This is a genomic window from Pseudomonas sp. UBA6753, assembly GCF_002453565.1.
Classification (GTDB): domain Bacteria; phylum Pseudomonadota; class Gammaproteobacteria; order Pseudomonadales; family Pseudomonadaceae; genus Aquipseudomonas; species Aquipseudomonas putida_Z.
In genome coordinates, this window is the sequence record NZ_DKHD01000053.1 from 35,400 (window position 1) to 49,293 (window position 13,894).

General features: G+C 64.3%; 14 protein-coding genes. 3 read left to right on the top strand and 11 right to left on the bottom strand.

What is annotated here, in order from left to right; genetic code table 11:
* The 4 genes from B2790_RS19640 to B2790_RS19655 all read right to left on the bottom strand — a co-directional run bounded on the left by B2790_RS19640 (window position 1) and on the right by B2790_RS19655 (window position 3,650).
* The gene (locus tag B2790_RS19640; RefSeq protein ID WP_013971414.1) at window positions 1–795 is read right to left on the bottom strand and encodes an ABC transporter permease; all 795 of its coding nucleotides are present in this window, start codon (window positions 793–795) and stop codon (window positions 1–3) included.
* Window positions 785–1,636: an ABC transporter permease gene (locus tag B2790_RS19645; RefSeq protein WP_046616725.1), complete on the bottom strand. Its 852-nt coding sequence runs from the start codon at window positions 1,634–1,636 to the stop codon at window positions 785–787. Before B2790_RS19645 ends, B2790_RS19640 begins: the two co-directional genes overlap by 11 nt.
* Window positions 1,633–2,439 (bottom strand): alkaline phosphatase family protein, encoded by an 807-nt coding sequence (locus B2790_RS19650; protein ID WP_025338062.1) that lies wholly within the window; start codon window positions 2,437–2,439, stop codon window positions 1,633–1,635. Before B2790_RS19650 ends, B2790_RS19645 begins: the two co-directional genes overlap by 4 nt.
* A gap of 146 nt (window positions 2,440–2,585) precedes the next feature.
* On the bottom strand, window positions 2,586–3,650 hold the full coding sequence (locus B2790_RS19655; RefSeq protein WP_025338063.1) for an ABC transporter substrate-binding protein: 1,065 nt from the start codon (window positions 3,648–3,650) through the stop codon (window positions 2,586–2,588).
* 317 nt (window positions 3,651–3,967) lie between these two features.
* On the opposite strand from B2790_RS19655, the gene phnR reads away from it, so the two are divergent.
* Window positions 3,968–4,681, top strand: coding sequence for a phosphonate utilization transcriptional regulator PhnR (gene phnR / locus B2790_RS19660; RefSeq protein ID WP_025338064.1), 714 nt, complete (start codon window positions 3,968–3,970; stop codon window positions 4,679–4,681).
* A gap of 100 nt (window positions 4,682–4,781) precedes the next feature.
* On the opposite strand, the gene B2790_RS19665 is transcribed toward phnR, so the two are convergent.
* The 7 genes from B2790_RS19665 to minC form a co-directional block, all read right to left on the bottom strand.
* A complete protein-coding gene (locus B2790_RS19665; protein ID WP_286919560.1) occupies window positions 4,782–6,911 on the bottom strand; it encodes a mechanosensitive ion channel family protein in 2,130 nt (709 codons plus the stop codon).
* A 44-nt stretch (window positions 6,912–6,955) separates the two neighbouring features.
* On the bottom strand, window positions 6,956–7,123 hold the full coding sequence (locus tag B2790_RS19670) for a hypothetical protein (RefSeq protein ID WP_023379228.1): 168 nt from the start codon (window positions 7,121–7,123) through the stop codon (window positions 6,956–6,958).
* Between the two features lie 196 nt (window positions 7,124–7,319).
* Window positions 7,320–8,609, bottom strand: a complete 1,290-nt coding sequence (locus tag B2790_RS19675; protein ID WP_039614573.1) for a M18 family aminopeptidase — start codon at window positions 8,607–8,609, stop codon at window positions 7,320–7,322.
* 169 nt (window positions 8,610–8,778) lie between these two features.
* Window positions 8,779–9,414 carry an RluA family pseudouridine synthase gene (locus B2790_RS19680; RefSeq protein ID WP_011532730.1) on the bottom strand — a complete coding sequence of 212 codons (636 nt, stop codon included), beginning with the start codon at window positions 9,412–9,414 and terminating at the stop codon, window positions 8,779–8,781.
* A 156-nt stretch (window positions 9,415–9,570) separates the two neighbouring features.
* On the bottom strand, window positions 9,571–9,825 hold the full coding sequence (gene minE, locus B2790_RS19685) for a cell division topological specificity factor MinE (protein ID WP_025338068.1): 255 nt from the start codon (window positions 9,823–9,825) through the stop codon (window positions 9,571–9,573).
* 3 nt (window positions 9,826–9,828) lie between these two features.
* Window positions 9,829–10,641, bottom strand: coding sequence for a septum site-determining protein MinD (minD, locus tag B2790_RS19690; protein ID WP_013971423.1), 813 nt, complete (start codon window positions 10,639–10,641; stop codon window positions 9,829–9,831).
* A 101-nt stretch (window positions 10,642–10,742) separates the two neighbouring features.
* Window positions 10,743–11,501: a septum site-determining protein MinC gene (gene minC / locus B2790_RS19695; RefSeq protein ID WP_025338069.1), complete on the bottom strand. Its 759-nt coding sequence runs from the start codon at window positions 11,499–11,501 to the stop codon at window positions 10,743–10,745.
* A 111-nt stretch (window positions 11,502–11,612) separates the two neighbouring features.
* Between minC and B2790_RS19700 the strand changes: the two genes are divergently transcribed.
* A complete protein-coding gene (locus B2790_RS19700; protein WP_024086430.1) occupies window positions 11,613–12,548 on the top strand; it encodes a lipid A biosynthesis lauroyl acyltransferase in 936 nt (311 codons plus the stop codon).
* A 147-nt stretch (window positions 12,549–12,695) separates the two neighbouring features.
* The gene (locus B2790_RS19705) at window positions 12,696–13,844 is read left to right on the top strand and encodes a patatin-like phospholipase family protein (protein ID WP_285690009.1); all 1,149 of its coding nucleotides are present in this window, start codon (window positions 12,696–12,698) and stop codon (window positions 13,842–13,844) included.
* Window positions 13,845–13,894: the final 50 nt, after the last annotated feature.

The window sequence follows — 13,894 nt, forward strand, 5'->3', positions numbered from 1 at the left end:
TCAGGTCTTGTCCTTGTTCAGGCGGTTGGCGACCCAGGTCAGTACCAGCACGAAGGCGAAGTACGAGATGACCAGCGCGCTGTTGAAGTGGCCGCTGCTGTTGCGCATGTTGTTCAGGTATACCTGCAGGGTCTCGTAGCGGGTGCCGACCAGCAGGTTGGCGAACACGAACTCGCCGAACAGGAACGAGAACGACAGCAGCAGTGCCACCATCAGGCCCTTGCGCAGGTTCGGCAGCACCACCAGCAGCGCCGCCTGCCAGGTGCTGGCGCCCAGCAGCTGGGCGGCGTCCATCAGGTCGCGCAGGTTGATCGCCTGCAGGTTGTTGGTGATGGCCCGGTACATGAACGGCAGGGCAATGGTGAAGTAGCAGCCGATCAGGATCCACGGTGTACCGACCATGGCCATGGGCCCGCTGCCATACAGCTGCAGCAGCCCCACCGACGACACCACCGGCGGCACCGCGAACGGCAGCAGGATGAGGATGTTCATCAGCGCGTCGAGCCTGGGGAAGTGGTAGTGCACCACGAACAGCAGCGGCAGGATCAGCACCACCGACAGCAGCAGTGCGCCCACGCACACCAGCAGCGACTGGCCGAAGGCAGCCAGGAAGCGCGGCTCGCTCCACAGCGCGATGTACCACTTGAAGGTCAGGCCGCTGGGCAGCAGGCTGGCCGACCAGCTGGTGGCCAGCGAGTAGAGCAGGGTGCCGGCCAGCGGCAGCAGCAGGATGAGGAACAGCAGGTAGACCACGGCGCGGTGGTACCAGCCGCCGGAACGGGCGTCAGCGCGCATGGTAGCTCCTTTTCAGCAGCCATTGATGCACCACCGTGACCAGCGTCATCAGCCCCACCAGGACCATCGCCAGGGCGCTGGCCAGGTTGGGATCGAGGCTGATGTCACCGGCCACCAGGCCGGCGATGCGGATCGGCAGTACGTTGAAGTTGCCGGTGGTCAGCGCGTACACGGTGGCATAGGCACCGAGCGCGTTGGCCAACAGGATGACGAAGGTGCCCAGCAGTGCCGGGGTCAGCACCGGCAGGCCGATGTGCCGCCAGAATTGCCAGTGGTTGGCGCCCAGCAGCGCGGCCGACTCGCGCCAGTCTTCACGCAGGGCGTCGAACGCGGGGTATAGCAACAACACGCCAAGCGGGATCTGGAAGTAGGTGTACACCAGGATCAGCCCGCTCTTGGAATAGATGCTGAAGTCCTCCAGCAGGCCGACCTGCTTCAGCAGCAGGGTCAGCGCGCCGTTGAAACCGAGCAGGATGATGAAGGCGAAGGCCAGCGGCACCCCGGCGAAGTTGCTGGTCATGTTGGCGAAGGCGCTGACGAAGTCGCGCAGCTTCGAGTCCACCTGGCGCAGCGAATAGGCGCCGAGGGTGGCGATGACGATGCCGAACAGGCTCGACCAGAAGCTGATCTCCAGGCTGCGTTGCAGGGCCTGCAGGTAGAACTTCGAGGCGAATACCTTGCTGAAGTTGTCCACGCCCCAACCCGCTTCCGATTGCAGGCTGTTGATCGCCACCCAGGCCAGCGGGGCGATCTGGAAGATGACGAAGAACACGGCGAACGGTAGCAGGCAGAGCAGGGCCAGGTAGCGGCCACGGGCGCTGCTGCTCTTGGGTGTGGTCACTTCAGCAGCTCCCGGCAGACGCTCTTGTCATGCGGTGCGCCGAGCAGCTCGCAGATGGTCCCGCACAGCTCGGTCTGCAGCGGTTTGGCCGCAGGGTCAAGGCTGAAGGCATCGCCGAAGACGAACAGTGGCACTTCGCGCTCCTCGGTCAGCAGGCCATTGTGCGAGCGGTCGTTGTTCATGCCGTGGTCGGCGGTGACCAGTACCTGGTAGCCCTCTTCGAGCCAGCCTGGCAGGTAGTCGGCCAGCAGGATGTCGGCGCTGCGCGCGGCGTTGCGGTACTGGCTGCTGTCCAGGCCGTGGTGGTGGCCGACATCGTCGATGCTCATCGGGTGTACCAGCAGGAAGTTGGGGGCGTGGCGACGGCGCAGGTATTCGCCATCGGCCAGCAGGTGCGAATCGGGGTAACGGTCGTCCCAGTAGAACAGCCCGTGCTGGATCGGCAGTTTCGGTGCGTGGGTATGGCGGTCGCGCTGCGGGTCGAAGGGCGAGCGGTTGTACAGCTCGCTCATCCAGTGATAGGCCGCCGCCGCAGTGCCCAGGTTGGCCTCGCGGGCGTAGTGGAACACGCTGCGCTGGTTGGACAGGCGGTTGACGTTGTTGTGCACGATGCCGCTGTCGATCGGCGGCACACCGGTGAGGATGCACTCGTACAGTGGCCGCGAAAGCGACGGCAGTTCGCATTCCACGCGGTACAGCGCGGCACGGTCGGCCTCGACGTAGGCGTGTAGGTGGCCCATGGCGTGATGGGCGACCTGATAATTGAGGCCGTCGAGCAGGACCAGGATGACGTTGTGTTGCATGGTGGCTCCAGTCATGAACAGCGTTGGCTTCTTCGCGGGCTCGCCCGCTCCCACAGGGACTCCACAAGGCTTGAGTCCTGTGGCGATCCTGTGGGAGCTGGCTTGCCGGCGATGAGGCCAGTTCAGGCGCTACAGAAGATAGCCCCTTACTCCATCTCGATGATCACCTGCTCCTGCCACATCTGCGGCAGTTTCTTCGAGGTCGCTTCCCAGGCCTCGGCATTCTTGATCGGCTGTGCGGCCTTGTACTGTTCGTTGGGCAGCAGCTTGGCCTGCACATCGTCCGGCAGCTTCAGGTGCTCGGCACGGATCGGCCGCGCATGCCCCTTGGCCAGGTTGATCTGCCCGGCGTCGCTGAAGATGTATTCACGCGTCAGCTTGGCCGCGTTCGGGTGCTTGGCGTACTTGTTGATGATGGTGGTATAGCCGGAGATCACCGAGCCATCCGACGGGATCAGCACTTCGAAACGCTTGGGGTCGATCTGTTCACGGTAGCTCAGGCCGTTGAAGTCCCACACCACGCCCACTTCCACTTCGCCCTTCTCCAGGGTCTGGATGGTCGGGTTGGCCAGCGACAGGCGCTTCTGCTGGGCCAGCTTGGTGAACAGCTGCAGGCCCGGTGCCAGGTTGGTCTCGTCACCCTTGTAGGCGATAGCCGCTGCCAGCACGCCGTTGGCGGCCTGGGCTGCGGTGCCGACGTCACCGATGGCAACCTTGTATTTGCCTTTTTCCAGGTCGTGCCAGGTCGTTGGCCGCTCGCCTTCCTTGACCAGGTCCTTGTTGATGATGAAGGCGATGGTGCCGGTATAGGCCAACGCCCAGTGGCCGTCCTTGTCCTTGGCCCAAGTCGGCACCTGGTCCCAGGTGCTCGGCTTGTACGCCTGGCTCACGCCCTTGCTCACGGCGATCGGGCCGAAGGCGGCACCCACGTCGCCGATGTCGGCGCTGGCGTTGTCCTTCTCGGCTTCGAACTTGGCGATTTCCTGGGCCGAGCTCATGTCGGTGTCGCTGTGCTTGAGGCCGTACTTGCTGGCCAGGTCTTCCCAGGTGCCTTTCCAGTTGGCCCAGGCATCGGGCATGCCCACGCTGTTGACGTTGCCTTCCTTGCGGGCGGCGTCTTCCAGGGCCTTGAGGTCGGTATCGGCGGCCATGGCCGTGGTACACAGGGCGATGGCCGAACCGAGCAGTGACGCCATGAACAACTTTTTCATCCGAAGCTCCTTGGGTGGGTGCCTTTAGCGATGGTTGTTATGAGTGAAGCCGTTGTCTGGTGACCGTTGGTCTAGGTCAGCAAACCTTGAGCCAAGGTAGGCTGCTTGCATGACAGTTTGATGTAGGGAAGGGCCGGTGAAGGCCCTGAAGCTACAGCGTAGACCACGGAACCGCCCCGGTTCTGCTGGGTTGGCGCGTTTCTGGCAGTGTCTGGCCAAAGCCTTTGTCACAGGATGTTCATCAGCCCTGCCTAGGCTTGCACTATTCTCCAAATGCCCTGTTCTGGGGCTGGACTAGTCCAGATAGGTAACCTTTGATGCAGTCGATGCCACCGCGTGCGGTAACAGCCATCTGTCACGCTCTGCAGGAGCAGATCGAGCACGGCCTGCTGGCGCCGGGCGGCAAGCTGCCGGCCGAGCGCAAGCTCAGCGAGGTGTTCGATACCACGCGCATTACCCTGCGTGAGGCGCTGGTGCAGCTGGAAGCCCAGGGGCTGATCTACCGCGAAGAGCGCCGCGGCTGGTTCGTCGCGCCCGAACGGCTGACCTACGACCTGATCGAGCGCAGCCACTTCCATGCCATGGTCCGCGACCAGGGGCGGGTGCCCAGTACCGAACTCTTGTCAGCTCGGCTGCAGCCGGCGTCGGCGGCCATCTGTGCGCGCTTGCAGCTGCCGGCGTTGTCCAGTGTGGTGCGTATCTGCCGGTTACGGCGGATCGATGGGCGGGCGGTGCTGTATGCCGAGCACTACCTCAACCCCCGGTACTTCCCGGAGATTCTCGAACAGGACCTGGCCCAGTCGCTGACCGAGATTTATGGGCGGGTGTATGGCATCCAGTATGGGCAGGTGTGCTTCGAGATCTTGCCGACGGCGTTGCCGGTGGAGGCGGCCAGTGCCTTGAAGGTGTCGGCGGGAAGCCCAGGGTTGCATATCACACGGGTCAACAGTGACCAGCATGGGCACCTGATCGACTGTGACCTGGAGTATTGGCGGCATGATGCCATCCGCATCCGCGCCCAGGCGGGTTGAGGTGTTGGCTTCTTCGCGGGCTCGCCCGCTCCCACAGGGACCGCACAGGTTTCAGCCTTTGCACAGTACTTGTGGGAGCGGGTTCACCCGCGAAGAGGCCCTAACTGGAGGAACCGGCAGTCACTACCTGCACTGACAACCTTGGCGTTGCCAAATCCAGCCCCGCCTCATCCAACTGCCGCTTCAACGCCAGGTTGAACGCCCGCGAAACCTCCCACTGCTTGATCGGCGCAGTCTTGAACCGCGCCCGCAAGATCGCCGACCCCGACTCGAAGCTCTCCACCCCCTGCAGCTCCAGCGGCGACCAGATGTTGCGGCGCATCAGCGGGTCGTTGCGCAGCTTCTGCCCCACTTCGCGAATCAGCGTGATCGCCTGGTCGATGTTCATGCTGTGCGGGATCGCCACGCGGAAGATCGCGTAGCCGAACTCGCGGGAGTAGTTCTTTATGCTCTTGATCTCGCTGAACGGGATGGTATGCACGATGCCGTCGATGTCACGTAGGCGCACGGTACGGATGGTCAGCCCCTCCACCGTGCCCAGGTGCCCACCCACATCGACGTAGTCGTCGATGGCCAGCGAGTCCTCGATGATGATGAACAGCCCGGTGATCAGGTCGGCCACCAGTGACTGCGCACCAAAGCCGATGGCCAGGCCGATCACACCGGCACCGGCCAGCAGCGGGGTGACGTTCATGCCCATGTTGGCCAGGGCGACGATCACCGCGATGATGAAGATGACCACGAACATCACGTTGCGGATCAACGGCATCATGGTTTGCGCGCGGGCGTTGGCCAGGCCTCGGCGCGAACGCACCAGGGCGTGGTGCACGGCGGTGTCGGCAAGGATCCACACCAGCCAGGCGACGATCAGCGTGCCGGTCAGGCCCAGCAGGCGCACGCTTATGTCGTGGCCCTCGCCCTCGGCGAAGCTGATCATCGACAGGCCCCACACGCGCAGCCCCAGCTCGATGAACACCAGCCAGATGAACAGGTGCACCAGCAGGTAACCGAAGTTGCGCAGGCGCTCGGCGTACACCGCCTGGCGCTTGTTGGCGCGCTTGGGGTTGGCGGCCTGGCGGCGCACCAGGCCGTTGAGCACCATGCACACCACCACCAGCACCGTGCACATCAGCGACTGGCGCAGGGCGGTGCTGGTGTCGCCGGCCGAGATGAAGGTAGCGAACAGCGAAATCGCCACCAGGATCAGTGCCGGCACGAACCAGAAGCTGCCGAGGATCTCGATGGTGTCGCTGAGGGTGCGCCGGGTCAGGCGCCGTGACAGTGGCTGGTTGCGGATCAGGTGGGCGATCGGGCGGCGGAAGCGCAGGATGAACAGCCCGGTGCACAGCGCCGCAATCACGTTGGCCAGGGTGGCCAGGGCGTGGGCCAGGTGGGTACCGAGGGCGACCATCAGGCGCGGGTCGCTCATCGCTTCGCCAAACGCGGCGAAGCTGCCGATCAGCCACAGCGGGCGGAACGCCTGGTGGCGCAGGATGTGCAGGGCGCGGTGGCGGTGGGGGCCGTCGAGCAGCGAGAAGGCGATCACGCAGATGGCCGAGAAGCAGGTGCCGACCACCAGTGCGTAGGCCAGCACCATGGCCAGCGACTTGCCCAGCGACGGCGGCAGCACGAAGCTCAGGTACACGGTGAACAACAGCGCAACCAGCCACGGGCCCAGCTTGCGCAGGGCAAAGCGCACCAGGTCCCAGGTGCGCGGGTGCTGTGGCAGTTCCTCGCTCAGGCCAAAACGCAGGCGTACCCGATGCCCGACCCAGTTGAAGGCGTAGGCCAGCACGCTCCAGACGGCAATGACGGCGGCAAAGCCGAACAGGATGGCCGGCCACTGGTGCACCGGCACCATCAACTCGGTCAGTTCGGCCTGGGCCTGCTCGATTTCCGCGGCCCAGCGATGGAACGGGCTGGCATCGCCGCTGAACTGCTTTTCGAAGTCATGCAGGGCGCCGCCGATCAGGCCGAGCACGCCCTGTTCGACGGTGGGTTGCGATTGCCTGGTGGCGTCGCGCAGCTTTTTCAGGTCGGCCAGCAGCTTGGCCCGCTGCTGGTCGTTTTCCAGGTTCTTGATCACCTCGTCCAGCGACTTGCCCAGCGGTTCGCTGGCTTCTGGCTGCGCGGGCGCGCTGCCACCCAGCAGGCCTGGCAGGCCCGCAGCCTGTAGCGGGGTGACAAACAGGAACAGCAGCAGGAACAGGCAACGCAGGAGGGCAGGCACTGGCAAAACTACCTCAGGTCAAACGATTGGCCGAGTGTAGAGGTTCACGACGGCAGTTGCTCCAGGATTTTCCAGCAGGTGAGGCCGAAGATGCCCAAGGTACCGATCCACATCATCAGTACGCCGATGTTGCGCTCGCGCAGGCTGAAACCGATGGTCAGCAACATCAGGAACAGAAACACCGGCACGAACAGGGACAGGAACGGGGACATGGACAGCAATCCTTTTGCAGTGGGGCCATGTAACAAGCATAGCGGGTAGCAGGCGGAGCGGGATTGACCTTGAGCAGGCCCGGCCTCTTCGCGGGCATGCCCGCTCCCACAGGTACTGCACAGACCTTGAATGCTGTGATGATCCTGTGGGAGCGGGCGAGCCCGCGAAGAGGCCGGGCCTGGCTACATCAAAGCATCAAGGCAACTCGCGGCAACGGTAGAAGGCACTCAGCACCTTCACCAGGTGCGCCAGGTCATGGCTACCGCACAGCTCGCGAATCGAATGCATGGCAAAGGTCGGCAAGCCGATATCCACCGTACGCACCCCCAGGTGGCTGGCCGCAATCGGCCCGATGGTCGAGCCACAGCCCATGTCGCTGCGTACCACGAAGCTCTGCACCGGCACTTCCTCGGCCATGCACAGGTGGCGGAAGAACCCGGCGGTCTCACTGTTGGTAGCGTAGCGCTGGTTGTTGTTCACCTTGATTACCGGCCCGGCGTTGAGCTTGGGCCCGTGGTTGCCGTCGTGCTTGTCGGCGTAGTTGGGGTGCACGCCGTGGGCGTTGTCGGCCGACACCATCAGCGAGCGCTGGATGGTGCGCACGTAGGCGTCGCCATCCGGCAGCAGGCGTTGCAGGGTCTGCTCCAGCATCGGCCCGTCGGCGCCACAGGCCGAGCAGCTGCCGACTTCTTCATGGTCGTTGCACACCAGTACGCAGGTTTCGTCGCTGTCGGCGGCCAGCAGGGCCTGCAGGCCGGCGTAGCACGACAACAGGTTGTCCAGGCGCGCACCGGCGATGAAGTCGCCGTTCAGGCCGACCAGCGCGGCGTCCTGGGTGTCGTAGAAGCTCAGCTCGTAATCCAGCACCACGTCGGCGATCAGCTCGTGCTCGCGGGCCAGTTGCTCGGTGAGCAGGGCGCGGAAGTCGATGCGTTCGTCACCTGCTACCTGGGCCAGGATCGGCGGCAGCTCGTTCTGCGGGTTGATCGCCCAGCCTTCGTTGGCGGTGCGGTTCAGATGGATTGCCAGGTTGGGGATGACCGCGATCGGCAGCTTGAAGTCGATCAGCTGGCTTTCGACCTTGCCGTCACGGCGGTAGGTGACCCGGCCGGCCAGCGACAGGTCGCGGTCGAACCATGGCGCCAGCAGGGCACCGCCATACACTTCGACGCCCAGCTGCAGGAAGCCCTGGCGCTGCAGCTCGGGCTGTGGCTTGACCCGCAGGCACGGGCTGTCGGTGTGGGCGCCGACCATGCGGATACCGTTCAGCAACGGTGCCTGCTTGCCCAGCTTGATGGCGATGATCGACGAGTCGTTGCGGGTGACGTAGTAGCGACCGCCAGGCACTGTGGCCCAGCTGTCGCGCTCGTCCAGGCGCTGGTAGCCGGCAGCTTCCAGGCGCTGGGCCAGGCTGGCGGTGGCGTGGAAGGGCGTGGGGGAGGCCTTGAGGAAGTCGATAAGGCCAGAATTCAGTGCGTCGCGCATAGCTCACTCCAGACAGCAGTGGCGCGAGTTTAGCGTATTAGGTCGACAAATTGTGTCTGCCTCTTCGCGGGCTCGCCCGCTCCCACAGGTACTGCACAGATTTCGAATGCAGTGTTATCCCTGTGGGAGCGGGCAAGCCCGCGAAGAGGCCGGTACAGGCTGTACAAATTCAGAAAGGCGCAGGGCACTCGAACTTCAACCGCTCCCCGGACACCGGGTGGGTAAAGCTCAGCATCGAGGCATGCAGGCACAGCCGCTCGTGGGCAGCCAGTGCCTCGGGGTTGGCATACAGCCGGTCGCCCAGCAACGGGTGCCCGATCGACAGCATGTGCACGCGCAACTGGTGCGAACGCCCGGTAATCGGTGTCAGCTCTACCCGGCAGTAATCACCGCAGCGCTCGACGATGCGCCAGAAGGTCAGCGCATGCTTGCCCTGCTCGTGGTCCACCACATGCCGTGGCTTGGTCGGCGGGTCGTAGCGCAGCGGCAGGTCGATGCTGCCGCTGTCCAGCGCCGGCTGGCCCCAGCACAGCGCGGTGTAGGCCTTTTCGGTTTCGCGGTCGTGGAACTGGCGCGACAGCTCACGGTGGCTGTCGGCATCCCGGGCCAGCAGGATGATGCCGGAAGTTTCCCAGTCCAGGCGGTGCACGATCAACGCGTCGGGGTAGCCGTTTTCCTGCAGGCGGGTGATCAGGCAGTCCTTGTTGTCCTCGGCGCGGCCGGGTACCGACAGCAGCAGAGTCGGTTTGTTGATCACCAGGATGGCGGCGTCTTCGTGCAGGATCTGGATGTTGGACAGCGGCATTGCTTGGTCTCGGTTATATCGGTGAAAACACTGGGGCCGCTTTGCGGCCCATCGCCGGCAAGCCAGCTCCCACAGGTACAGCGCGAACCCTGTGGGAGCTGGCTTGCCGGCGATGGGCTGCAAAGCAGCCCCAATGATCCAGGCCTGGTCGCGAAATCAGCGATCCGGCAAGGTGATGTTCAGCTCCAGAATCGAGCAGCTACCCTGGTTTTCCAGCTCGATATGCACATCATCGTTGCCGATGTTCACATATTTGCGGATCACTTCCAGCAGTTCTTTCTGCAGCGCTGGCAGGTAGTCCGGTTCGCTGCGTTGGCCGCGCTCGTGCGCCACGATGATCTGTAGACGCTCTTTCGCTACCGACGCGCTGGTAGTTTTCTGTCTGCCACGAAAGAAGTCAAAAAGGTTCATGGTTTACTTGCCTCCAAACAGGCGCGCGAAGAATCCTTGCTTCGGCACTTCGATGAACCGCAGGGGCTTTTCTTTGCCCAGCAGACGGTCGACGGTATCGCTATAGGCCTGGCCGGCATCGCTCTGGTCGTCGAGGATGACCGGGATACCCTGGTTGGAAGCCTTGAGCACTGCCTGGCTCTCGGGGATCACACCCTTGAGCTTGATCGCCAGGATCTCTTCGACGTCGGCGATGCTCAGCATTTCGCCCTTTTCCACGCGCTCCGGGTGGTAGCGGGTGATCAGCAGGTGTTCCTTGATCGGCTCTTCGCCGTTCTCGGAGCGGCGCGACTTGCTCGACAGGATGCCCAGCATGCGGTCGGAGTCACGTACCGAGGACACCTCGGGGTTGGTGACCACGACGGCTTCGTCGGCAAAGTACATGGCCAGGTGTGCGCCTTTCTCGATACCGGCCGGCGAGTCGCAGATGACGAAGTCGAAGTCTTTCTTCAGCTCCATCAGGACCTTTTCCACGCCTTCCTGGGTCAGCGCGTCCTTGTCACGGGTCTGGCTGGCGGCCAGCACGTACAGGTTCTCGAGGCGCTTGTCCTTGATCAGGGCCTGTTGCAGGTTGGCTTCGCCGTTGACCACGTTGACGAAGTCGTAAACCACGCGGCGTTCGCAGCCCATGATCAGGTCGAGGTTACGCAGGCCCACGTCGAAGTCGACGATGACGGTCTTGTGGCCACGCAGTGCGAGGCCGGTACCAATGGCGGCGCTGGTGGTGGTCTTGCCCACACCCCCCTTGCCGGAAGTAACCACGATAATCTTGGCCAAGGTGTTTCACCCCTAAAATAATCGGGACACAAGTCCCTGCAAAAATACAAATAAACGGCAACGGTAAGAAAAGTTGCACTAAAAATGCTGGCAAGTATCCGTTAAAGACGGGTGATGTTCAACACGTCGCCAGACAGGCTGACTTGCACGCCAGTGCCCCACAGCGGGTCGCGGCGCAGGTCTTCGCATACCTTGTACTGGCCGGCGATGGAAACCATTTCGGCGGTCATCTGCTGGCAGAAGATACGTGCCTTGGTATTGCCTTTGATGCCGGCCAGGGCGCGGCCGCGCATGGCGCCGTACACATGGATGTTGCCATCGGCCAGAAGTTCCGCCCCCGGGCTGACCGAACCGGTCACCACCAGGTCGCCGCCCTGGGCGTAGATCTGCTGGCCGCCACGTACTGGCGAAGTGATGATGCGGGTTGGGCGCACCTCGGGTTCGAGGATTGGCGGCGGGACAGGGGCCGGCTCGGGCTTCTTCACCTCGGGTTCGGGCTCCAGCGGCCGTTCGCGGGCGCCGGATGGCGGCAGCACCGGCAGGTCGATGGCGATGGCGGCGGCGATGTCCTCGATGCGGTTGGCGCGGATGGCCAAGGTACGCAGGCCGTGGTGGCGGCAGATCCGCATCAAGCCGGGCAGGTCGATTGCCCCCTCGTCGGCCGGCAGCTTGTCCAGCGCCAGCACCAGCGGCGTGTTGCTGAAGAAGTTCGGTGCCTGGGCGACTTTGGCCGCCAGTTGGCGGTCAAGGGCTTCAAGGTCATTGCGCGCCAGTTCCAGCACTGTAATGGCGAGCATGCTGCCCTTGAGCTGGAACACGGAGGCGGTGTCGGGTGTGTGGTTTGGGCTCATGGTCTGCATAGACGGCTTGTTGCGAAAAAAGTGCCCTGACTTATAACGATAAGACCGGTTGCCCGCAACATGCGCTGATCCGTTGTAGAATGCGCGGCCTTTGTCTTTCCGGAAGCTTCAATGGAACGCCCGCGTTTTCGTCCCTATTTCCTTCACCCACGTTTCTGGGGCCTGTGGCTGGGCCTGGGCCTGCTGTGGCTGGTGGTCCAGTTGCCGTACCGGGTCCTGTTGAAAGTCGGTGCCGCGCTGGGAGCGGTGATGTACCGCTTTGCCGGTGAGCGGCGGCGCATTGCCGCGCGCAACCTGGAGCTGTGCTTCCCGGAGCTGTCGGTCGACGAACGGCAGCGCCTGCTCAAGGCCAACTTCGCCTCCACCGGTATCGCCTTCTTCGAAATGGCCATGAGCTGGTGGTGGCCCAAGGCCCGGCTGGCGCGCCTGGCCCATGTCGAGGGGCTGGAGCACCTGCAGGCCGCCCAGCAGGCGGGGCAGGGGGCCATCCTGATGGCGGTGCACTTCACCACCCTGGAAATCGGCGCCGCGCTACTGGGCCAGCAGCACACCATCGACGGCATGTACCGCGAGCACGGCAACCCGCTGTTCGACTTCATCCAGCGCAGCGGCCGCGAGCGGCATAACCTCGACTCGCTGGCGGTGGAGCGTGAGGACGTGCGCGGCATGCTCAAGCTGCTACGTTCGGGCCGGGCGATCTGGTACGCGCCGGATCAGGACTACGGCGCCAAGCAGAGCCTGTTCGTGCCGCTGTTCGGCATCCCGGCGGCGACGGTGACCGCCACCACCAAGTTTGCCCGGTTGGGCAAGGCGCAGGTAATTCCGTTCACCCAGAAGCGCCTGGAGGATGGCAGCGGCTATCGCCTGGTGATCCACCCGCCGCTGGCGGACTTCCCCGGGGAGAGCGAAGAGGCTGACTGCCTGCGCATCAACCAGTGGGTGGAAAGCGTGTTGCGCGAATGCCCCGAGCAGTACCTGTGGGCGCACCGCCGGTTCAAGTCGCGGCCCGAAGGGGAGCCGCGGCTGTATGACAAGAAGAAGCGCTGAATTTTGTTTTGCCTGTGCCGGCCTATTCGCGGGTGAACCCGCTCCCACAGGTTCCTCACAGGGCCGGGCATTGTGCGGTCCTGTGGGAGCGGGCAAGCCCGCGAATAGGCCGGGCCTGAAAGCACACCAACCCCAGGAAGGACTCCTATGGCCCCACCCCCGGTAACCGGTCTTATCCTTTCTGGCGGCGGCGCCCGCGCTGCCTACCAGGTCGGCGTGCTGGCCGGCATCGCCGAGCTGCTGCCCGCTGGCGCGCGCAACCCGTTCCCGGTCATCGTCGGCACCTCCGCCGGCGCCATCAACGCCGTCACCCTGGCCAGCGGCGCCACCCATTTCAGCGACGCCGTACAACGGCTCACCGCCTTCTGGCAGAACTTCCGCAGCCACCTGGTCATCCGCAGCGACTGGCCCGGTGTGGTCCGCCAGGCCAGCCGCTTCGTCGCCCACAACCTGCTGGGCGTGGGCGGCCCGGCGCCAGTGGCGCTACTGGACAGCAGCCCATTGCGCGGCTTGCTGCAGGCGCACCTGAACCTGGACGGTATCGCCCACTCCCTGGCCGCCGAGCAACTGCGCGCCGTCGCGGTGACCGCCTTTGGCTACGAGTCCGGCCAGGCGGTGACCTTCTACCAAGGGCGCGGCACCATCGAAGCCTGGTTGCGCCACCGCCGCATCGGCATGCCCACGCCGTTGACCATCGACCACCTGCTGGCCAGCGCGGCCATCCCGCTACTGTTCGCCCCGGTGCGGCTGGGCGACGAATATTTCGGTGATGGCGCGGTACGCCAGTCGGCGCCGATCAGCCCGGCCCTGCACCTGGGCGCCAGCCGGGTACTGGTAGTCGGGGTCAGCGGCAACCCGCAGCGGCCGGCGCCACCATTGCCGACCCAGCGGGTGTTCAGCGGCCAGCAGCCGAGCCTGGCGCAGATCGGCGGGCACATGCTCAACAGCACGTTCATTGACAGCCTGGAAGACGACATCGAGCTGCTGCAGCGCCTCAACCACCTGAGCCACCTGTTGCCGGCGCACCTGGACGCCCGGCGCCTGGGCCTGGCGCCAATCGACGTGCTGGTGGTGGCGCCCAGCCAGCCGCTGGACGAAATTGCCGCGCGGCATCGGCGCGAGTTGCCGGCGGCGTTGCGCATGTTCCTGCGCGGGCCGGGGGCGACACGCACCAGCGGGGCGGGGGTGTTGAGCTATTTGCTGTTCGAGGCCAGTTACTGCAGCGAGCTGATAGAGCTGGGGCGAAAGGATGCCTTGGCCAAGAAGCGGGAGCTTTGCCAGTTCCTGGGGATTTGAGGTTGCCTGTCATGGCCCTATCGCCGGCAAGCCAGCTCCCACAGGACCAC